Source organism: Streptomyces profundus (assembly GCF_020740535.1).
Taxonomy (GTDB): Bacteria; Actinomycetota; Actinomycetes; order Streptomycetales; family Streptomycetaceae; genus Streptomyces; species Streptomyces profundus.
Map to the genome: position 1 here is coordinate 6,693,240 of NZ_CP082362.1, position 18,615 is coordinate 6,711,854.

General features: G+C 72.4%; 18 protein-coding genes. 12 read left to right on the plus strand and 6 right to left on the minus strand.

Going from position 1 to position 18,615, the window contains the following annotated elements; all coding sequences use genetic code 11:
• Positions 1–15: 15 nt before the first annotated feature.
• A complete protein-coding gene (locus K4G22_RS28065) occupies positions 16–435 on the minus strand; it encodes an arsenate reductase ArsC (protein WP_228083265.1) in 420 nt (139 codons plus the stop codon).
• An 80-nt stretch (positions 436–515) separates the two neighbouring features.
• Between K4G22_RS28065 and K4G22_RS28070 the strand changes: the two genes are divergently transcribed.
• Together K4G22_RS28070 and arsB are read left to right on the plus strand one after the other, a co-directional pair.
• Positions 516–830 carry an ArsR/SmtB family transcription factor gene (locus K4G22_RS28070; RefSeq protein WP_228083266.1) on the plus strand — a complete coding sequence of 105 codons (315 nt, stop codon included), beginning with the start codon at positions 516–518 and terminating at the stop codon, positions 828–830.
• On the plus strand, positions 827–1,927 hold the full coding sequence (arsB, locus tag K4G22_RS28075) for an ACR3 family arsenite efflux transporter (RefSeq protein WP_228083267.1): 1,101 nt from the start codon (positions 827–829) through the stop codon (positions 1,925–1,927). Before K4G22_RS28070 ends, arsB begins: the two co-directional genes overlap by 4 nt.
• 42 nt (positions 1,928–1,969) lie before the next feature.
• On the opposite strand, the gene K4G22_RS28080 is transcribed toward arsB, so the two are convergent.
• On the minus strand, positions 1,970–3,799 hold the full coding sequence (locus tag K4G22_RS28080) for a flavin-containing monooxygenase (protein WP_228083268.1): 1,830 nt from the start codon (positions 3,797–3,799) through the stop codon (positions 1,970–1,972).
• Between the two features lie 208 nt (positions 3,800–4,007).
• Here K4G22_RS28080 and K4G22_RS28085 point away from each other — a divergent pair, with 208 nt between their 5' ends.
• The gene (locus K4G22_RS28085; protein ID WP_228083269.1) at positions 4,008–5,027 is read left to right on the plus strand and encodes an SMP-30/gluconolactonase/LRE family protein; all 1,020 of its coding nucleotides are present in this window, start codon (positions 4,008–4,010) and stop codon (positions 5,025–5,027) included.
• An 11-nt stretch (positions 5,028–5,038) separates the two neighbouring features.
• On the opposite strand, the gene K4G22_RS28090 is transcribed toward K4G22_RS28085, so the two are convergent.
• Positions 5,039–5,659, minus strand: a complete 621-nt coding sequence (locus tag K4G22_RS28090; RefSeq protein WP_425336759.1) for a TetR/AcrR family transcriptional regulator — start codon at positions 5,657–5,659, stop codon at positions 5,039–5,041.
• Positions 5,660–5,863: 204 nt separating this feature from the next.
• Between K4G22_RS28090 and K4G22_RS28095 the strand changes: the two genes are divergently transcribed.
• Positions 5,864–6,448 carry a GNAT family N-acetyltransferase gene (locus K4G22_RS28095; RefSeq protein ID WP_228083271.1) on the plus strand — a complete coding sequence of 195 codons (585 nt, stop codon included), beginning with the start codon at positions 5,864–5,866 and terminating at the stop codon, positions 6,446–6,448.
• 158 nt (positions 6,449–6,606) lie between these two features.
• A complete protein-coding gene (locus K4G22_RS28100; RefSeq protein ID WP_228083272.1) occupies positions 6,607–8,265 on the plus strand; it encodes an ABC-F family ATP-binding cassette domain-containing protein in 1,659 nt (552 codons plus the stop codon).
• A gap of 24 nt (positions 8,266–8,289) precedes the next feature.
• On the opposite strand, the gene K4G22_RS28105 is transcribed toward K4G22_RS28100, so the two are convergent.
• Positions 8,290–9,084: an SAM-dependent methyltransferase gene (locus K4G22_RS28105; protein ID WP_228083273.1), complete on the minus strand. Its 795-nt coding sequence runs from the start codon at positions 9,082–9,084 to the stop codon at positions 8,290–8,292.
• Between the two features lie 333 nt (positions 9,085–9,417).
• Between K4G22_RS28105 and K4G22_RS28110 the strand changes: the two genes are divergently transcribed.
• Both K4G22_RS28110 and K4G22_RS28115 read left to right on the plus strand, forming a co-directional pair.
• On the plus strand, positions 9,418–10,503 hold the full coding sequence (locus tag K4G22_RS28110) for a sporulation protein (RefSeq protein ID WP_228083274.1): 1,086 nt from the start codon (positions 9,418–9,420) through the stop codon (positions 10,501–10,503).
• Between the two features lie 290 nt (positions 10,504–10,793).
• Positions 10,794–11,306: a hypothetical protein gene (locus K4G22_RS28115; protein ID WP_228083275.1), complete on the plus strand. Its 513-nt coding sequence runs from the start codon at positions 10,794–10,796 to the stop codon at positions 11,304–11,306.
• 55 nt (positions 11,307–11,361) lie between these two features.
• Here the strand turns inward: K4G22_RS28115 and K4G22_RS28120 are convergent, their stop codons facing one another.
• Positions 11,362–12,165 (minus strand): NAD(P)H-binding protein, encoded by an 804-nt coding sequence (locus K4G22_RS28120; RefSeq protein ID WP_228083276.1) that lies wholly within the window; start codon positions 12,163–12,165, stop codon positions 11,362–11,364.
• Between the two features lie 63 nt (positions 12,166–12,228).
• Here K4G22_RS28120 and K4G22_RS28125 point away from each other — a divergent pair, with 63 nt between their 5' ends.
• Entirely contained in the window at positions 12,229–12,918 is a 690-nt protein-coding gene (locus tag K4G22_RS28125; protein WP_228083277.1) for a helix-turn-helix domain-containing protein, read from the plus strand.
• 221 nt (positions 12,919–13,139) lie between these two features.
• Here K4G22_RS28125 and K4G22_RS28130 read toward each other — a convergent pair whose 3' ends face one another.
• Positions 13,140–14,021 carry an AraC family transcriptional regulator gene (locus tag K4G22_RS28130; protein ID WP_228083278.1) on the minus strand — a complete coding sequence of 294 codons (882 nt, stop codon included), beginning with the start codon at positions 14,019–14,021 and terminating at the stop codon, positions 13,140–13,142.
• Between the two features lie 271 nt (positions 14,022–14,292).
• Here K4G22_RS28130 and K4G22_RS28135 point away from each other — a divergent pair, with 271 nt between their 5' ends.
• The 4 genes from K4G22_RS28135 to K4G22_RS28150 all read left to right on the plus strand — a co-directional run bounded on the left by K4G22_RS28135 (position 14,293) and on the right by K4G22_RS28150 (position 18,599).
• On the plus strand, positions 14,293–15,381 hold the full coding sequence (locus K4G22_RS28135) for a LacI family DNA-binding transcriptional regulator (protein WP_228083279.1): 1,089 nt from the start codon (positions 14,293–14,295) through the stop codon (positions 15,379–15,381).
• 200 nt (positions 15,382–15,581) lie between these two features.
• Positions 15,582–16,592, plus strand: coding sequence for a phosphotransferase family protein (locus K4G22_RS28140; RefSeq protein ID WP_228083280.1), 1,011 nt, complete (start codon positions 15,582–15,584; stop codon positions 16,590–16,592).
• A 5-nt stretch (positions 16,593–16,597) separates the two neighbouring features.
• On the plus strand, positions 16,598–18,019 hold the full coding sequence (locus K4G22_RS28145) for an MATE family efflux transporter (protein WP_228083281.1): 1,422 nt from the start codon (positions 16,598–16,600) through the stop codon (positions 18,017–18,019).
• Positions 18,020–18,122: 103 nt separating this feature from the next.
• Positions 18,123–18,599, plus strand: coding sequence for a CHAT domain-containing protein (locus tag K4G22_RS28150; RefSeq protein WP_228083282.1), 477 nt, complete (start codon positions 18,123–18,125; stop codon positions 18,597–18,599).
• The last annotated feature ends 16 nt before the right edge of the window (positions 18,600–18,615 follow it).

Genomic DNA, 18,615 nt, shown 5'->3' on the forward strand with positions numbered 1-18,615 from the left:
CGTTGCCTTCGGGGGTCACGCCGGCCGGTCGGCGTCGATCTCGGCGATCAGGGCCTCGATCCGGCGCCGGATCTCGTCGCGGATGGGGCGGACGGCTTCGAGCCCCCGGCCGGCCGGGTCGTCGAGCTGCCAGTCCAGGTACCTCCTGCCGGGGAGGACCGGGCAGGCGTCGCCGCAGCCCATGGTGATGACGTAGTCCGACGCCCGGACGGCGTCGGTGCTCAGCACCTTCGGTCGCTCGGCCGAGATGTCGATGCCCACCTCCCGCATGGCCTCGACGGTGGACGGAGTGACCCGCTCGGCCGGCAGCGAGCCGGCCGAGCGGACCTCGATCCGGTCGCCCGCGAGGTGGGTGAGGAATCCGGCGGCCATCTGGGAACGGCCGGCGTTGTGCACACAGACGAACAGCACCGAGGCGGTGGGGGCAGGGGACATGTCTCTCATTCCTTCACGGGTCCGGACGGGATGTCAGCCTGGACTGGTGTCAGTCTCGGCTGATGTGAGAGTATCAGCGCATGCTGACTTCAGTAGAGGCTGATCTGATCAGAGCGCTGGCCGACCCGCTCCGGCTGCGGATCGTGACGCTCCTGGCGCACGAGACGCTGTGCACCACACACCTGGTGGAGGAGACGGGCGCGAAGCAGACCAACCTCTCCAACCATCTGCGGGTGCTGCGCGAGGCCGGGGTGGTGGAGACGGAGCCGTGCGGCCGGTTCACCTACTACAAGCTCAGGCCCGAGGTCCTGGAGACCCTGGCCGGCCAGGTCGCCGACCTGGCCGGCACCGCCCGCGCCACCGTGGAGAACAGCCGGAAGCGACCCTGCCCGTGACCACCGTCAAGCCCGGCGGCACGCGCGACGACGACGGCGGGTCCGCCGTCGTCGCGCGGCTCTCCACGCCGGACCGGTTCCTGCCGGTGTGGATCCTCGCCGCCATGGCCGCCGGTCTGCTCCTGGGCAGGGCGGTGGACGGCCTCGACGAGGCGTTGGCCGGCCTGGAGGTGGGCGGCATCTCGCTGCCCATCGGGCTCGGCCTGCTGGTCATGATGTACCCGGTGCTGGCCAAGGTCCGCTATGACGCGGTCAGTTGGCGTGCCGTCACCGGCGACCGCCGGCTGATGGCCGCCAGCCTGGTGATCAACTGGCTGATCGGCCCCGCGGTGATGTTCGCCCTGGCCTGGATCTTCCTGCCCGACCTGCCGGAGTACCGCACCGGGCTGATCATCGTGGGGCTGGCCCGCTGCATCGCCATGGTCATCATCTGGAACGACCTGGCCGGCGGCGACCGCGAGGCCGCCGCCGTGCTGGTCGCCGTCAACTCCGTCTTCCAGGTCCTCGCGTTCGGTCTCCTGGGCTGGTTCTACCTCGACCTCCTGCCCGGCTGGCTGGGCCTGGGCGAGGGGGAGCGCCTGGACGTCTCCGCCGGTGAGATCGCCCTCAACGTCCTGGTGTTCCTCGGCGTGCCGCTGCTCGCCGGCTTCGCCACCCGCCGCCTGGGGGAGCGGCGGATGGGCCGGGAGGGCTACGAGGCGAGGGTGCTGCCCCGGATCGGGCCCTGGGCCCTGCGCGGGCTGCTGTTCACCATCGTGCTGCTCTTCGCGCTCCAGGGCGACACCATCACCAGCCGGCCGGGGGACGTCGCCTGTCTCGCCCTGCCGCTGCTGGCCTACTTCGCGATCATGTGGTTCGGCTCCTACGCCATCGGCCGGGCCACGGGACTGCCGTACGACCGCACCGCCACCCTCGCCTTCACCGCGGCCGGCAACAACTTCGAACTCGCCATCGCCGTCGCGATCGGCACCTTCGGCGTCACCTCGGGCCAGGCCATGGCGGGTGTCGTCGGCCCCCTCATCGAGGTCCCCGTCCTGGTCGCCCTCGTCCATGTCTCCCTCGCCCTGCGCGGACGCGGTCGGAGGACGCCGCCGTGAGAGGCGGAGGCCGGGCGCCGACCAGGTGCGCGGAGCGGTGGGTCAGGCGCCATCACGGACCTCGCCCGTGCCGCCACGGGTCCTCGGGCGGAGGACCTCGCCCGTCGACCGGTCCCGCCAGTGCTTCAGGAGCGCGTGGAAGGCGACCGCGCCGTGCGGGAAGGCGGACGGGCGACGGGGCCGACCGCGCCCTTCGGCGTTGTAGTAGCCGGGCGTGCACGCGGCGTGGAACCACTCGTGGTCGGGGGCGCCCTCGGCGATCGTGGCGAACCACGCCTCCTCGGCGGCACGCGACGGTTCGATCAGGGCTCCCTCGGCTTCGGCTGCCGCCACCAGGGCCGCCGCGTGCAGAGCCTGCTCGTCCAGCACATGGGTGAAGTTGACGCTGCTGGCGTTCTGTAGGGATCCCAGCTGGATCAGGTTCGGGAAGCCGTGGGAGGTGAAGCCGTGCAGAGTGCGAGGGCCCTGCCGCGCCCAGACGTCCCGCAGCCGGCGGCCGTCGCGGCCGTGGACGGGGAGCCTTCCGGAGAGGACGCCCGAGACGCCGACGGAGAAGCCGGTCGCGAAGATGAGGCAGTCGAGTGGGTGGAGGGAGCCGCCGACCACCACTCCCGTCTCGGTGACGCGCTCGATCCCATGGGTGTCCGCGGTGTCGATCAGGGTGACGTTGTCGCGGTTGAACGCCTGGTAGTAGAGGTCGGAGAAGCCGGGGCGCTTGCAGGCGTAGCGGTACCAGGGCTTGAGCTTCGCCGCGGTGTCCGGGTCGCTGACCAACTCGTCGACGCGGGCTCGTAGTTCGTTCATCTTGGCGGCGTCGGCGACCTCGTAGGCGGCCTCGAAGGTCTCCCGGTCTCCCGAGCGGCGGAAGCTCGGCAGGAGCTTCTCCAGGAGGCCGGCCGACGCGGTCCACCGGTCGGCCACGAGGTCCTCGTCGACCGCCTCACCGGAGACGACGCGCAGGAAGTTGTCGCGACGCTCGCGTGCCCAGCCGGCACGGCCGGCGCCCACATCCTCGGCGCTGGTACGGCGGTTGGCCCGGATGTCCACACTCGACGGGGTGCGCTGGAAGACACAGAGGTGCGCCACGTCCCGGGCCAGCATCGGAATGGCCTGGATCCCCGTGGCGCCGGTGCCGACGATGCCGACCCGCTTGTCGGCGAGACCGGTCATCCCGCCCTCGGGGGTGCCGCCGGTGTAGGCGTAGTCCCACCGCGAGGTGTGGAACGTGTGGCCCTTGAAGCTCTCGATGCCGGGGATGCCGGGCAGTTTGGGCTCGGTGAGGGTGCCGGTGGCGATGACGACATACGTGGCCCGGAACGCGTCGCCCAGGTCGGTCGCCACGATCCAGGTCTCGGTTGCCTCGTCCCAGCTCAGTGAGGTCACCGAGGTGGAGAACAGCGCGTCGGGGTAGAGGCCGTAGGCGTCCGCGATCCGCGTCGCGTGGCGCCTGATCTCCTCGCCCGGCGCGTACTTCCACTCGGGGACGTAGCCGGTCTCGTCGAGCATCGGCAGATACACGTGCGACTCGACATCGCAGTGGACGCCCGGGTACCGGTTCCAGTACCAGGTCCCGCCGAAGTCGCTCCCCCGTTCGACGATCCGTACCCGCGCCACGCCCCGCTCCCGCATCCGTGCCCCGGCGAGGATCCCGCCGAACCCGCCGCCGACGACGGCGACGTCGACGCTGTCCCGGGTGGGTTCGCGGTCCTCGCCCGCCGTGGCGTGGGGGTCGGCCGCGTACCGGCCGAAATCGGCTTCGGCCGGCCGGTACTGACGGGGGCCGTCGGGCCGCACGCGGCGTTCGCGTTCGGCGCGGTAGCGGTTTCTCAACGCGGCGATCTCGTCGGGGGTCGGGGCATGGGGAAGCGTCATGTGGGGGCCTCGATCCTGTTGCTCTGCTGTTGTCGCGCGCGGTCCCATCGCCCGTCAACTGGGCTTGGGCGGCTTGCCACTTGAACGACAACCGCTACTCTAGCAAGGACCGGACAGTGGTGTCCGGTTAGGGGTCGGAGGCCGTCCCGGGGCGGGTGCCCGGCTGATGACGGCCCCCGCGTCACGCCGACCGAAGGAGTGCTCCCGCATGCGACGACACATGGCCCGACCCCTCGCGGCGCTCGCCGCCGCCGGCGCGCTCTCCCTCACCGGATGCGGCGTGGAAGCCGGCGGCACGGGAGATCGCGGGGGTACCGGCGGTTCGGGGCGCACGATTCACGCCCAGCAGGTCATGCGGCTGACGGAGCCGCACCAGCGGACCGGGATGACCCTGCTGGAGGGCCCGACCTTCGACGAGGACGGGCACCTGATCGTCGTCGATGTCACCGCGCCAGCCGGTGAGCCGAAGGTGATCCGCGTCAACGTCGAGGAGCGGACAGCGCGCACGCTCCTCACCGATGACCGGGCGGCCTACACCTCGGCGCAGTTCAGCCCGCACGACGGAAGGCTCTATCTGACGGACTACGCCCACGGCGAGATCGTGAGCGTCGGACCGGACGGCGGCGACCCGCGGGTCTTCTTCGACGGTGAGGTCGACGGAGCGCGGATGAACCCCGACGACCTGGCCTTCGACCAGGAGGGCAACCTCTACGTCAGCGATTCACTCGGCCTGTCCGAGGGCGAGCCGCTCGGCCGCGTGGTGCGGGTGGACCGGGACGGCGGGGAGGCAACCGTCCTGGCCACGGGCCTGGCGGCGACGAACGGCATCTCCTTCGACGCCGGCTACGAAGGGCTGTGGATCAGCGAACTGCTGGAGAACAGGATCTCCTACCTCCGCCTCGACGCTGGGGGCACGGCGGCCTCCCGGCACACCGCCGTCCGCGTCGACGGCGGGATCGCCCAGACCGACTCGATCGCCGTGGACGCGGACGGCAACCTCTACCAGGGCCTGCACGGCCGACCCGCCATGTTGGTGTACAGCCGGCACGGCGAACACCTGGCGACGGTGGAGGTGCCGGCCGACCACGACGGTCTCGGGTCGGCGACGAACGTCGCGATCACCCCCGGCGGAACCACGGCCTACCTGACCGTCAGCGGGCCGGCCGGAGGATATCTGTACTCCTTCGAGGCCCTGGCGGAAGGCACCCGGCAGTCCAACGGCGGCTGACCCACCCGCGCTCACCCCTCGTGTGGCCGCACCGCCCCCACCTCGACGCGGAGCAGCCGCCAGGCGGCCAGCACGCGACGCTCCCGCTCCTCACGGGTCGGGCCGGCGACCGCACCTGAGACCATGGCGATGGCGAGCATCAGGTCGTTCGCCTCGCCCAGCCGGTGGCCTTCCGGCAGCCTCTCGCGCAGCGCCCGCTCGACGCGCTCGGAGAGGACCTTGGCGTACGCGTGGGTGCCGTCGCGCTGGCCCGCGTCGTCGATGTGTAAAAGGCTGATGAAGGCGGCCGATTCCGTCAGGTGCCAGGAGACGACGCCGAGCACCCCGGGCAGCGTCGCCCCCCGCGCCTCGGCCGCCTGCTCGATCTGCCGCACGTTCTCTTCCAGGACCGCGGCGGCGACGGCTGCCCGGTCGGGGAAATGGCGGTAGAGAACGCCCTGCCCGACTCCGGCGCGGCGCGCGATCGCGGAGAGCGGGGCGTCGAGGCCGTGCTCGGCGTAGACAGCTCGTGCGGCGGCGATCAGCGCTGCCCGGTTGCGAGCGGCGGCCTTCGGCCCGTCGTTGGGGGGCCGTCGCCCGGACGGTCCGTGCTGCTCTGTCACCCCAAGAGAGTAGCGGCGGAAGGAGGGCATCGCCCCGAACCCCGAACCGGCGGTCGGCCACGGCGAACGGGCCCCGCGGCTGGGAGGCGACCCTGCCGGCGGCGTGCCGCGCTTGATGACCGCGCCAGGGGCCAACTCCGTGTCGGGGCCGGGTGACTCGGTGACTCCGGCCGCCGCTGCCGAGGCCACGCCCCCGGCCCGCTACCGTGTCCCCGGGACCTGGGAGGCTTCTCGATGATCAGCTGGCGCCGGCTCGGCGAGCACGACTTCCCGTTGCTGCGCTCCTGGTTGGCGCGGTCGCATGTGGCGCGCTGGTGGCATCACGAGACCTCGGCCGAGGCGGTGGCCAGGGACTTCGGCCCGGCAGCCAGGGGCGAGGAGCCGTCGGAGGATCTGCTGATCCACCTCGACGGGCGTCCCGTCGGCCTGGTCCAGCGCTCCCGACTGGCCGACCACCCCGCGTACGAGGCCGAGTTGGCCACCCTGGTCCCGGTGCCTGACGGGGCGATGACCATCGACTACCTGATCGGGGAGCCCGGGCTGACCGGGCGAGGGCTCGGCCCCCGGATGATCCGGGCGGTCGTCGAGGCCACCTGGCGGGACCACCCCGACGCGTCCTGCGTGCTGGTGCCGGTGGTGGCGGCCAACCGCGCCTCCTGGCGGGCGCTGGAGAAGGCCGGGCTGCGGCGGGTCGCCGAGGGCGAGTTGGAGCCGGACAACCCCGTCGACGACCGCGCCCACCACCTCTACCGCGCCGACCGCCCGGAGCCGGCCGCCGGCCCCCCGCTCGGCCGGACGGGGGAGAGCCGGGGCTGTTAGCCTGGCTCGCATGGCACGAGGCATCTGGTCGCAGAAGGTTCGCTCCGCCCGCTGACGGCGGCGCCTTCACCCTGCTGAATCCGCGCTCGCCGTCCCGGTTCCCGCCGGGCGGCGGCTTTCCGCTGCCCGGCTTCCCCTGGAAGCTGCGGAGCGTACCCATGAACCCCACCCCCACCCCCGAGAGCCCTGCCCTGTCCGGCGAGGCGGGCGACAGCGCCCATGTCCGCGCCGAGGGGGTGACCGTCACCCGCGGGTCGCGGCCGGTCCTGAACGATCTCTCGGTCACCGTCTCCGCCCGGTCGCGGATCGCCGTCGTCGGCGAGAACGGCCGGGGCAAGACGACGCTGCTGCACGTCCTCGCCGGGCTGGTCGCGCCCGACGAGGGCACCGTGCGCCGGGCCGGCACCGTCGGCCTGGCCCGGCAGGAACTCGCCGCCCCTGACGGCGCGACCGTCGGCACGCTGACCGCCGAGGCGCTCGCCGCCTCGCTGGCCGCCCTGGCCGCGCTGGACGAGGCGACCCCCGCCCTGGCCGAGGGCTCGGCGGGCGCCGACGACCGCTACGCCGCCGCGCTCGACGCCGCCACCCGGCTCGACGCGTGGGACGCCGAACGGCGCGTCGACGTCGCCCTCGAAGCCCTCGGCGCCTGCACGGACCGCGACCGTCCGCTGTCCACCCTGTCGGTCGGGCAGCGCTACCGGGTCCGGCTGGCCTGCCTGCTCGGCGCGCGGCACGACATCCTGCTGCTCGACGAGCCGACCAACCACCTGGACGCCGGCGGCCTCGCCTTCCTGACCCGGGGCCTGCGCGAGCACGCCGGCGGGCTCGCCGTCGTCAGCCACGACCGGGCGCTGCTGCGCGATGTCGCCAACCGGTTCCTCGACCTCGACCCGACGCGCGACGGGCGACCGCGCCACTACGCGGGCGGCTACGACGCCTGGCAGGACGCCAGGCGCCGGGAACGGGAGCGCTGGGAGCAGGACCACGAGGCGCAGCAGGCCGAGCACCGGCGGCTGCGGGACTCCGTCGCGAGGGCCAGGGACCGGCTCTCCACCGGTTGGCGCCCGGACAAGGGGACCGGCAAGCACCAGCGCCAGTCCCACGCCCCGGGGGTGGTGCGGGCGCTCAAGCGGCAGCAGGAGGCGTTGGCGGCGCACCGGCTCGATGTGCCGCCGCCTCCGCCCGAGTTGCGGTGGCCGGAGCTCGGCCGGCGCCCCGGCACGCCCCTGCTGCGGGCCCACGGCGTCGCGGTCGAGGGACGGCTCGCCGCACCGGTGGACCTCGTCCTGGACGGCGGTGACCGGCTGCTGGTCACCGGCCCGAACGGCGCAGGGAAGTCCACGCTCCTCGCGGTGCTGGCCGGTGCGCTGCCGCCCACCGAGGGGCGGCTCCACCGGGCGAAGGGCGCGCGGATCGCCCGGCTGACCCAGGAGACCGTCGAACGGGATCTGGACCGCACCGCCGGCGAAACGCATGCCGGCCGCGTCGGACGGCTGGTGGCGGGTGGGGCGCTGCGCGAGGCCGAGGCCGTCCCGCTCGGGGCGCTCGGCCTGCTGGACGGCGCGGCGACGCGCACCCCGGTGGGCCGGCTGTCGCAGGGGCAGCGGCGGCGTCTGGACCTGGCCCTGGCCCTGGCGGGCCGGCCAGGGCTGCTCCTGCTCGACGAGCCGACCAACCATCTGTCGGCGGCGCTGGTCGACGAGTTGACCGAGGCGATCCGGGGGACCGGCGCCGCCGTGGTGGTCGCGACCCACGACCGCCAGCTGCTCCGCGACCTCGCGGACTGGCCGCGTCTGGAGGTGGGAGCGACCGGCTGAGGGGGCCTACGCGACGGGCGGGCGTTACGGCTTCCGGGCGACCGCGCCGTACTGGTGGACCTCCTCGGGCAGCCCGAGGGCGAGGGTGTCGGGCCGCCAGCGGGAGCAGGACGAGAGCCCGGGCTCCACCAGCTCCAACCCGTCGTAGAACGGCAGGAGTTCCTCCGGGCTGCGCAGGATGTAGGGCACCGGGGCCTGGGCGTTGTAGCCCTCGATGGCGGCCACGTAGTCCTCGCTGGTGCTGGTGCTGTCGTAGTGCACCAGATAGCTGCCGGCGGGCAGCCCGGCGACCAGTCGCCTGGCCAGGTCCCGGGCCTCGTCGAGATCCTCGATATGCCCGAGGATGCCCATCAGCATCAGGGCGACGGGACGGTCGAGGTCCAGGTGCTCGGCCGCCCGCTCCAGGATGGTCTCCGGCTCCCGGATGTCGGCCTGGAGGTACTGGGTCGCGCCCTCGGGGGCGCTGGTCAGCAGCGCCCGGGCGTGGGCGATCACCAGCGGGTCCTTGTCCACATAGAGGGTCCTGGAGTCGGGCGCGACGCGCTGCGCGATCTCGTGGGTGTTGTCCACGCTGGGCAGCCCGGTGCCGATGTCGAGGAACTGGCGTATGCCGGCCTCGCCCGCCAGGTGCCGGACCGCGCGGGCGAGGAAGTACCGCGCGGCCCGCGCGCCGACCGTGATCCCCGGGAAGCGGGCGCGGAACGCGTCGCCGGCCACGCGGTCCACCGCGTAGTTGTCCCGCCCGCCGAGCCAGTAGTTCCAGATCCGAGCGGAGTGCGGCACCGTGGTGTCGATGGCGTCGCCGGTGTTCTTGTCCATGTGCTGCTCTCTCTGAGGCGATGTTCCCGGTGCCCGCCCTCGGATGAGCGCCGCACGCGTCAAGTAGCGATTATGCGCACAGATTTCGAGCATCCGCGCCACCTCATGGCCGGTAGCCGTACCTTCCGGGACCTCGATGCCGGGGACGGTCAGGCACCGTCCTCGGCACGTCCGGGTGCGGACGCCGGACGGCCGCCGGACGGCGTGTGTCGGGGTGGTGGCAGGTGCCGGAACTCCTGGGCCGCTCAGCGAGTTCCAGTAACGTCCTGTGAGTGGCCGTGTTCGGTCCGAAGAACCGTCAGGAATCGTCAAGAGAGGAAGTGAGCACCCGCGATGGTGTTCAAACGTCTGCTGGGAGCCCTGGGCATGGGGGGTCCCTCGGTCGACACCGTTCTGGAGCAGGGCGCCGCCGTTCCCGGTGGTCCGCTGCGGGGACAGGTGCACTTGGAGGGCGGCGAGCGCGATGTGGAGATCGACCACATCACGCTGGAGCTCGTGGCCAGGGTCGAGGCCGAGCACGAGGAGGGTGAGGCCGAGGGGTTCGTGATCTTCGAGCGCTTCACCGTCGGTGGCGGCTTCCGGCTCGGACAGGGAGAGCGGCAGAGCGTCCCCTTCGCGGTGGGACTGCCGTGGGAGACGCCCGTCACGGAGCTGTACGGGCAGCCTTTGGGCATCGTCCTGGGGGTGCGCACGGAGTTGGGCGTCTCCGGGGCGAAGGACAAGGGGGACTTGGACGCCCTGGCGGTGCGGCCGTTGCCGGTGCAGGAGGCCGTCCTGGAGTCCCTGGGGCAGTTGGGCTATGGCTTCACCTCAGCGGACCTGGAGCTGGGCCATATCCACGGCAGTGGCCAACAGCTGCCGTTCTACCAGGAGATCGAGCTGACGCCCCCGCCGGCCTACGCGGGCGCCGTCAGTGAGATCGAGTTGACCTTCCTGACCTCACCCGGCGGGGTCGAGATCATCTGGGAGGCGGATCGGCGCGGTGGCTTCTTCACCGAGGGATACGACGTGGTCAACCGCCATGTCGTCGGGCACGACAGCGTCGGGCACACCGACTGGAACGCGCAGGTGGACGCCTGGGTGCGGCAGTTGGTCGACTTCCATGCCAGTCGGATGGCGCACCTGCCCCAGCAGGGCGGCCACCCGGGCTATCCCCAGCAGGGCTACGGCGCGCCCTACGGCGGTGGCCACGCGTACAAGGACGACGGGTACGGCCAGCAGCACGGCCACTACGGCGAGCAGCACGGTCACTCCTCGGGGCCCGGCATCGGCACGGTGGTCGCCGCGGGCGCGGCCGGGCTCGCGGTCGGTGCCGTAGGCGGCTATGTCGTCTCCGAGATGCTCGACGGCGACGACGAAGGAGACGGTGCGGAAGCGGAGGCCGCCGAGGGCGACGGCGGGGAGGAGGAAGAGGGCTGAGGGCCGCCGGGCCGGCCGCCACGAACCTTCCACCAGCGGGGTACCCCGGGAGACGCGTTCTGCGTCTGTCGCGCCGACGGCCTGGCAGACGCAGAGTGCGGGACCCGGTGACCCGGGCTGGGCTGGTCGTGCTGACGGTCGGCCCCCCAACCGGAGCGGCCGGGCGAGGTGCGGGCGCGGTTCACCCGTCCAGGTAGTCCTGCGGTCCAGGGCCCACCGCCGGCGGATGGTTCCGCGACAATCGGCGTTGGCGCACGGAGGTCGCCGCCGATCCGGTGAAAGAGGTCATGATGCCCGCCCAGTCCACCCGCCAACTCCCCGGTCAGGTCGACGAGGAGTGCGGCGAGAAGATGATCGTGAGCGCCCACACCGGCGGGGTGCTCGTCCCGGATCTGCTCGTCGCCAAGCGCCAGCACCTCAAGGCCCTGCGGGAGGACCACGAGCAACTCCAGGACCGCCACCGGTTCCTGCTCTCCCCGGCAGGAGCAGGAACCGTCACCATCCGGCATGTGCGGTTCGGGCGCTTCGTGGAACCGCTGCGCAAGGCCGAGGGCAGTGCCGTGTACGACAACATCCGTTTCCAGGGCCCGGTGCTGCTGGAGGACGAGCAGCTCCGGGAGTCCCGCAACAGGTGGGAGATCCGGCGCCGGGGCGACTTCTGCCAGATCCAACTGGCCGGCACCCCCTACGTGTTGGGCCTGACGCACCCGGACCACACGGACAGCTGGGTGACGCTGCTCGACCCGTGGTGGAGCATGGACCGGCTCTGGCTTGTCCACGATCTGCCGGGTGCCCAGGAATAGGGGGGACGGTCCTCCCGCCACCTTCCCAACGCGCGACTGGCCGGCGGCGCTCGGGTTACGGCGTTGCCGTGAACGCGTCCCGGTGGTCGTGTGCCCACTGCGCGAACGTGCCCGCTGACCGGCCGAGTATCCGCGGCACGTGGTCGGTGGTGTAGGCCGCACCGCCGGCACGTGCCCAGCCGACACCCGTGGCCATGCCGGCCGGCAGCTGGTCGAGCGCGTCGATGTCGGTGACCCTGACCGGCCGTTCCAGCACGTCCGCCAGGATCGCGGCCTGGTCTGCGAACGTCAGCAGCTCGGGACCGGTCAGGTCGTAACGCTGTCCGTCGTGCGCGTCGCCGGTCAGGGCGGCGACGGCGACCGCGGCGACGTCCCTGGGGTCGACGATGGCCTGCTGGGAGTCGCCGGTCAGGTTCGGGATCGGCTCTCCGGCTTGGATCAGCGCCCGGTGCCACAGGAAGTTCGAGGCGAAGCTCGGCGGGCGGAGCATCGTCCAGGCGAGCCCGCTGGCCTCGATCGCCTCCTCGGCGGCGAGGTGCCAGGCGCCGACGGTCGCTCCGCCGAACCGGTCCCCGCTGCCGATGGCGGACAGTTTGACGATCTTACGGACGCCCGCCGCCCGCGCGGCCGTCAGCAGGGCGATGTCGTGGTCCGCGGTCGGCACGGGGGGCACGGACACGAGGAAGACGGTGTCGACGTCGGCCACCGCGCGCGCCAGCGAGGCGGGGTCGTCGAAGTCGGCCCGCACCCCGCCGGGCCGCTCACGGCGGGACATCGCCCGCAACGGCACGCCCCGCTCGGTGAGCAGCCGGACGACGTGACTACCGATGGTGCCGGTGGCACCCGTAACAAGGATCATGTCCCGACGATGACAGCGCTCTCGGGCCGCGTGATAGGAAGTTTCGGCACTATCGTGGGCCGCGTGAGTTCTCTTGTCGTGCCGCCCGGTCTGCTGCGTTGGGTGACCGGGATCGATGTGGCGACGGCGGCCGGTTCGGCGGCGGTTGACGTGCCGGACCACGCCACCACCCTGCTCCTGCGGACGGACACGCGCGAGCTGATCGTCATGGGCCCCCGCACCCGGGCCGCCTATCACGTTCCCGTGCCGGGCCACTCGTGCGTGCGCGTCCGCCTGCGGCCGGGTCGTGCCCACGCCCTGCTGGGCCGTCCGTTACGGGATCTCGCCGACCAGGTCCTGCCGCTGCGTGAACTGCCGGGCCTGGACGTCGGCCAGTTCGCCGCCGACCCGGTCGCCGCGCTCAAGAGTGCGTGGGCCGACCGGCCGGAGCCGTCGGAGCGGCTGGAAAGGGCCGCGCGTCTGCTGGTCGGCGGCGCCTCCGTCACCGCGACCGCGGCCCGGTTGCACATCACCGCACGCCGCCTGCACGCCCTGTTCACCGACGGCACCGGCTTGCCCCCCAAGCACTTCGCGCGCATCGGCCGCGTTCGCACCGTGCTCGCGGCCGATGCCGGCCGATGGGCGGACATCGCCGCGACGGCCGGCTACTACGACCAGTCCCACATGACGGCCGAGTTCCGCCACTTCATGGGAGTGCCACCCGCCGCGTTCACCGCGGGCCGCCACCCCGCCGCGACCCCGTGCGCCGCCTGACCACCCCGGCTGGCAGAGGGCACGTCTCGCCCGTGGACCACAGCCCGTCGCGCCCCCGCGGCTTCGTCCCTTCGACCGGCCGCGTCCGTCAGTGCGGTTCGGGAGGCGGCCAACGACCCTCGGTGGTGGGCATGTTCAACGGAGCTGGCGTCGCCGCGCCGGACGGCCCGGCCGTGGCGTGCCGGCGTCGGACGCGGACGCCGGCACGCCACGGGGCCCGCTCAACCCGGTAGCGGGGCCTGCTTCTCCACGGGCAGCCACAAGTGGCCCGAGCCGAGGTCGGGTTCCTCCTCGTGTTCGACGGCCACCAGAGCCGGGCCGGGGGTGGTGCGGTAGGTGGGGTGGGCTGGGAACCACTCGGTGTAGACCGCGCGCCACAGGGTTTGCAGTCCACGGGGGAACTCCACCCGCTCGAAGGGGAACACCGCCCAAATGCCCGGGGGTACCTCCAGGCGCTCCATCCCCTCGGGGGTGGGGGCGGTGGTGGCAGCGGCCACGTAGTAGTCGATCTCCTCACCGGGCTCCCCGCTGTCCCCCAGGGCCACCGTCACCGACAGCGCACCGTGGGGCTCCAGGTCGCTGAGCGCGTCGAGCCGCTCCCAGACGGCGTCGTCGACCGTCTCGGTGAAGGCGATCATGTCGGGGTTGGGGCCCTCGGCGACGTTGGGAATCCGCTCTCTCAGCCCGACCAGGGCGAAGGCGTCCTTGTCGAGGATGCGGTAGCGCATCGTGGTGCTCCCTTCGATAGTGAGGTGAAAGGCCAGGCGGGACTGGGAGACCAGCGTGGCGCCGGTGCGCCTGGCCTGGCCGGGGGTGATGCCGTGGACGGCGCGGAAGGCCCGGTTGAACGCCTCGGCCGAGGAGTATCCGTAGCCGACGGCGATATCGAGCAGCGTCCTGCGGCCCTCCAACACCTCGGCGCCGGCCAGGGTGAGCCGGCGCCGGCGCACGTACTCCGACAGCGGCATCCCCGCCAGCGCGGCGAACATCCGCCGCAGGTGGTGTTCGGAGGTCAGCGCGGTGCGCGCCATCGCCGCCACGTCCACCGGGCGGCCGGGATCCCCCTCGACATGCTCCAGGGCCCTGTTCAACCGGTCCAGCATCGCTTCCCCCTTCGTTCACCAGTGACGTTAACGAGCACGAACGGTGCGGTTCCCGACAGTTGCCGCGCGCCTTCGATCAAGCCAGGGTGCGGACGACGCGCTCGCCGCCTGTCCTGGCCATGCCCCTCGGCACTCGCGGGGATGGTCCTCACCTGTCACCTGTACGCTCGTACACGTGGCGCGTTCGGGAAGGTTCACGGCGAGCCGGCCGGGCGGACCATCGGCTGGGGGTGCTCCTCCTGGTGTCACCTCTCCGGTCAGGGCCGCCACCATGCGGGATGTGTCCAGACGCGCCGGTGTCTCCGTGTCCACGGTGTCACGAGTGGTCAGCGGCACGGGATATGTGGCGCGCGATACCCGGCTGCTGGTGGAGAGGGCGATCGAGGACCTGGGCTATGTGCCCTCCGGCCCCGCCCGGGAGTTGGTGGCGCGCCGGACGGGGATGCTGGGCCTGTGCCTGCCCGACGTGGGGCCGGCGGCCGACCTGCGGGTGGCGGTACGGACCGGATCCGGCGTGGAGGTGGTCACCGACGACGCGCACGTACCCGGTGGCCCCTCGTGGGGCAGCCTGTACTTCGGCGAGGTGGTCCGAGGCGCCGAGTTCGCGGCCTGGCAGGCCGGGTACGCGTTGACCGTGGTGGTCGCCCGACCACCGCAGGCGGCGGCGCGGACGCGTGACCTCGCGGGGCGGGTCGACGGGCTGATCGTGGTCGCCGAGACGCTGTCGGACCGGCTCATCGAGCATGTGGCGCACCGGCTGCCCGTCGTCCTCCTCGCCGGGCCGCGACCGGCCGGCGGGTACGACCATGTCGGTGTCGAGAACGCACGAGGAGTGCAGGTCCTGGTCGAGCATCTCGTCCGGACGCACGGGATCCACGACGTTCGGTATGTGGCCGGCCGGGTGAACACCTCCGACGACGTCGACCGCTTCCGTGGCTTCCGCGCGGCCCTGCGGGCGGTGGGCCTGCCGGCGCCCCAGGAACCGGCGCTGCGCGGTGACTTCACGCGGGCGAAGGGGCGATCGCTGGCCCGGCGGCTCGTGGCGGATCGCCGGAAGGGCGGCGTGCCGCTGCCCGGGGCGCTGGTGTGTGCCAACGACGAGACCGCCCTCGGCTTCCTGGACGTGTTCAACGCCGAGGGGGTCGACGTGCCGGGGGAGGTGGTGGTCACGGGCTTCGACGGAATCGACGGCGCGCGCACCTCCTCGCCGCGCCTGACCACGGTCGAGCAGCCGATGGCGGATCTGGGGCGGCTCGCGGTGGACGTCCTGCGCGCCTGTCTGGCCGATCCGACGCTGCCACGGCAGGACCTTCGGGTGCCGGTGCGGGTGCTGCTGAGGGAGAGCTGCGGCGAGCACTGACCGGCCCGCCGGCACACTGAGCCGGCCCGCCAGAGATGGGAACGCTCTCATACCTCTGGAACGCCATCCCGCCATACGGTGTGACGCGTCCGGCCGCCCGTTGGGAGACGAGCCAGTGCCGTGTCAGTCGGGGCCAACCCCGGCTGACGCGGCACGAGGTCACCGCCGGGCTGATCCGTCCCGCCCCCGGAGGAACACCCGTGAAGGCCGTAACCGAGAGCATCACCAAGAACCGGCAGTCGCCCCGGACCCTGCGGGCCATGATCGAGCGCGCCTACGGGATCGCGCGGACACCCGAAGGCGACGACTTCGCCGAGGAGATCACGCATGGCTGGTTCAACGTGGCGTATCGGATCCGGCTCCGCGACGGGCGACAGGCGGTACTGAAGATCGCGCCACCCGCCGACGTGGCCGTACTGACCCGCGAGCACGACATGATGCGTACCGAGCTTGCCGCCATGTCGCTGGTCCGCGACCACACGGAGGTGCCGATACCCCGGGTGGACCACGCCGATCTCTCCCGGGAACTGGTCGACGCGGACTACTTCTTCATGGCGTACGTCGACGCGGACAACTTCGGTCTCGCCACGGCGGCGGGACGGCTCTCGGACGAGGTCGTCATCGCGGCCGGCCGACAGCTGGGCGCGCTCAACCGGGAGCTCAACTCGATCGTGGGCCCGCACTTCGGGCCGCTGCGGGGCCCGGGTTCGCCGACCTGGCGGGCCGCCTTCGGCCAGATGATCGAGGACACCCTCCTGGACGGCGCGCGCGTCAACGTCGACATCGGCTGGAGCTACGACGAGATCCGCGCCGTGCTCGCGGAGAACGCGAGCGCGCTCGACGAGGTGACCGAGCCGCGGTTTGTCGAGCTGGACCTCTGGACCAAGAACTCGATGATCAAGGACGGTCAGATCGTCGCGATCCTCGATCACGAGCGGGCCGTCTACGGAGATCCGCTGATGGAGGCCGGCTTCACCGGCATCGACCTGCCCGTGTTCGGAGACCCCACTGACTTCATGGCGGGATACGGGATCGGGGAGCTGTCCACGCCCCAGCGCGTACGCCGGCGGCTGTACTCCCTCTACCTCGCCGTCATCATGGTCGTCGAGACCAGGTACCGCGGTCACCAGGACACGGCGACCTACGACTTCGGCCGCGAACAACTCGACCTGCTGATGGCCCAGTTCGGCCGCGACCCCGAAGCACGCTGATGGGCGTGGGCGAAGAAGCCGCCGCCCGCCCGAGCCCGCCCGCGCGAGGGACCGGCGGAGCGGAGCGCGCCGGAGGGCGCGACCACACGGCGGCGCTCGGCACCCGGCCGATCGGACGACTGCTGTGGAGCACCAGCGTCCACACCACCATGTCGGTCGCCACCTACGGCATCTACGCCCTGACCAATGCCTGGTTCGTCGCCCGGGGGGTGGGGCCCGAGGCGTTGGTGGCGGTGAACATCGTGGCGCCCGTCCTGTTGCTCCTCGGCGCGGTCTCCACCACGGTCGGGGTCGGCGGCGCGTCGATCGTCTCGCGGAGCCTGGGCGGCGGGGATCCCCGCAGGGCCGCCCGGGCGGCCGGCAACACCTTCCTCGTCTACTGGACGGCGGCCATCGCCATCACCGTCCTCGGCCTGCTGCTGCTCGACCCGCTCCTCACCCTGCTGGGCGCCAGGGGGGAGATCCGCGAACACGCCCACGACTACGCGCTGATCGTGCTGGCCGGTTCGATCACCGCGACCGGATTCTCCAGCCTGGTACGGGCCGAGGGGCGGCTGCGGTTCTCGACCCTGCTGTGGGTCCTTCCGGTCCTGTGCCAGATCGTGCTCGACCCGCTGCTGATCTTCGGCCTTGGCTGGGGCGTGCGCGGCGCCGCCTTCGGCACCATCGGCGGCCAGGCGGTCTCCATGGGACTCAGCCTGTGGTTCTTCTTCCTCCAGCGCGACCGCCCCTACCGCATCACCCTCGCCGACCTGCGCCCGCACGGCCCGACCCTGCGGGAGCTGGTGGCCGTGGGCACCCCGTCCTTCCTCGCCGGCCTCGGCGCCACCCTCGTCATGTTCATCGCCAACAACCGGCTGGCCGCGCTCGGCGATCCGGTGGCCCTCGCCGCGTACGCCACCTCCGTGCGCGTCACCACCTTCGTCCTCATGCCCCAGACCGGCATCGCCCAGGGCATGCAGCCCCTCATCGGCTACAACACCGGCCGCGGCCTGGCCGCCAGGGCCGAACGCACCCGGGTCCTCGCGCTCCGGGCCACCGTGCTCTACGGAACGGCCGCCGCGCTCCTGCTGCTGATCGCGGCCGATCCACTGGCCGCCGCCTTCACCGACGACCCCGGCACGGCGGAGAGGACCGCCGAGGTGATGCGTCTCATCGCCCTCGGCTATCCGTTCACCGGGATCACGGCACTGGTCGCCACCTACTTCCAGGCCCGCGGGTGGGCCCGCCCCTCCCTGGTGATCTCCGTGGGATCGATCCTGGCCGTCCACATCCCGCTGCTGCTCGCCCTCAGCTTCTTCGGGACGCCGTGGCTGTGGATCGGTTTCCCGGCTGCCGCGCTGCTGTCGGCCGTGGGGGCGATGGTCATCCTCCGCGGGGCCAGGGCCCGGTCGGATGCCGCCGCTCGGGGTTGGCGGTCGCGATAGGGCCAACCGGCCTCGCGGCGCCGGCAGTTGCCCCTCCTGTCACGGCCCCCCGCGCCACCCGACGGCCGTGACGCGCGACCGCCGCCCTGGCCATACTGCCCTCATGGCATGGTTGCGTGGCCTGGCGGTCGCCGGGGGAACAGGTCTCGTGGCCTGGGGCTGGTGGCTCGACCAGCGCCCCGCCACCCGTTTCGAGCTGTACCGGGACCCGGACGGCGGCGCGCTCAGCACCGTGACGACTCCGGGGCACGTCCTGCCGATCCACTCGCTCGCCGTGGTCGGTCTGCTGCTGCTGATCGTTGCCGTCCTCAAGCAGCGGCGCGCGGACATCCGCCGTGGACTCGCGGCCTGGCGGGAGCGCCCCGCCGCCGTCCACATCAGCGGTTTCCCCCATGTGATCGGCACCCTGTGGGACATCGTCAGCTCGGACGGGCCGGCGGTGGCCGACGACTTCTACGGCTACCTCCAGACCGAGGGCCACACCCCGGCCGAGGCGCTTCACCAGGCACAACGCCGCCTGCGCGCGGCGGCCCCAGGAGACCCCGCGCGCTGGGCGCCGTTTGTGCATATCGGACCCTGAACTCGCCTGCGCACGG

Coding starts and splice junctions, on each gene's coding strand:
- K4G22_RS28120 (WP_228083276.1), bottom strand. CDS start 12,165: ATGATCCTTGTTACGGGTGCCACCGGCACCATCGGTAGTCACGTCGTC.
- K4G22_RS28095 (WP_228083271.1), top strand. CDS start 5,864: ATGATCAGCTGGCGCCGGCTCGGCGAGCACGACTTCCCGTTGCTGCGC.
- K4G22_RS28135 (WP_228083279.1), top strand. CDS start 14,293: ATGCGGGATGTGTCCAGACGCGCCGGTGTCTCCGTGTCCACGGTGTCA.
- K4G22_RS28100 (WP_228083272.1), top strand. CDS start 6,607: ATGAACCCCACCCCCACCCCCGAGAGCCCTGCCCTGTCCGGCGAGGCG.
- K4G22_RS28065 (WP_228083265.1), bottom strand. CDS start 435: ATGTCCCCTGCCCCCACCGCCTCGGTGCTGTTCGTCTGTGTGCACAAC.
- K4G22_RS28080 (WP_228083268.1), bottom strand. CDS start 3,799: ATGACGCTTCCCCATGCCCCGACCCCCGACGAGATCGCCGCGTTGAGA.
- K4G22_RS28150 (WP_228083282.1), top strand. CDS start 18,123: ATGGCATGGTTGCGTGGCCTGGCGGTCGCCGGGGGAACAGGTCTCGTG.
- K4G22_RS28110 (WP_228083274.1), top strand. CDS start 9,418: ATGGTGTTCAAACGTCTGCTGGGAGCCCTGGGCATGGGGGGTCCCTCG.
- K4G22_RS28090 (WP_425336759.1), bottom strand. CDS start 5,659: ATGCCCTCCTTCCGCCGCTACTCTCTTGGGGTGACAGAGCAGCACGGA.
- K4G22_RS28070 (WP_228083266.1), top strand. CDS start 516: ATGCTGACTTCAGTAGAGGCTGATCTGATCAGAGCGCTGGCCGACCCG.
- K4G22_RS28115 (WP_228083275.1), top strand. CDS start 10,794: ATGCCCGCCCAGTCCACCCGCCAACTCCCCGGTCAGGTCGACGAGGAG.
- K4G22_RS28130 (WP_228083278.1), bottom strand. CDS start 14,021: ATGCTGGACCGGTTGAACAGGGCCCTGGAGCATGTCGAGGGGGATCCC.
- K4G22_RS28105 (WP_228083273.1), bottom strand. CDS start 9,084: ATGGACAAGAACACCGGCGACGCCATCGACACCACGGTGCCGCACTCC.
- K4G22_RS28085 (WP_228083269.1), top strand. CDS start 4,008: ATGCGACGACACATGGCCCGACCCCTCGCGGCGCTCGCCGCCGCCGGC.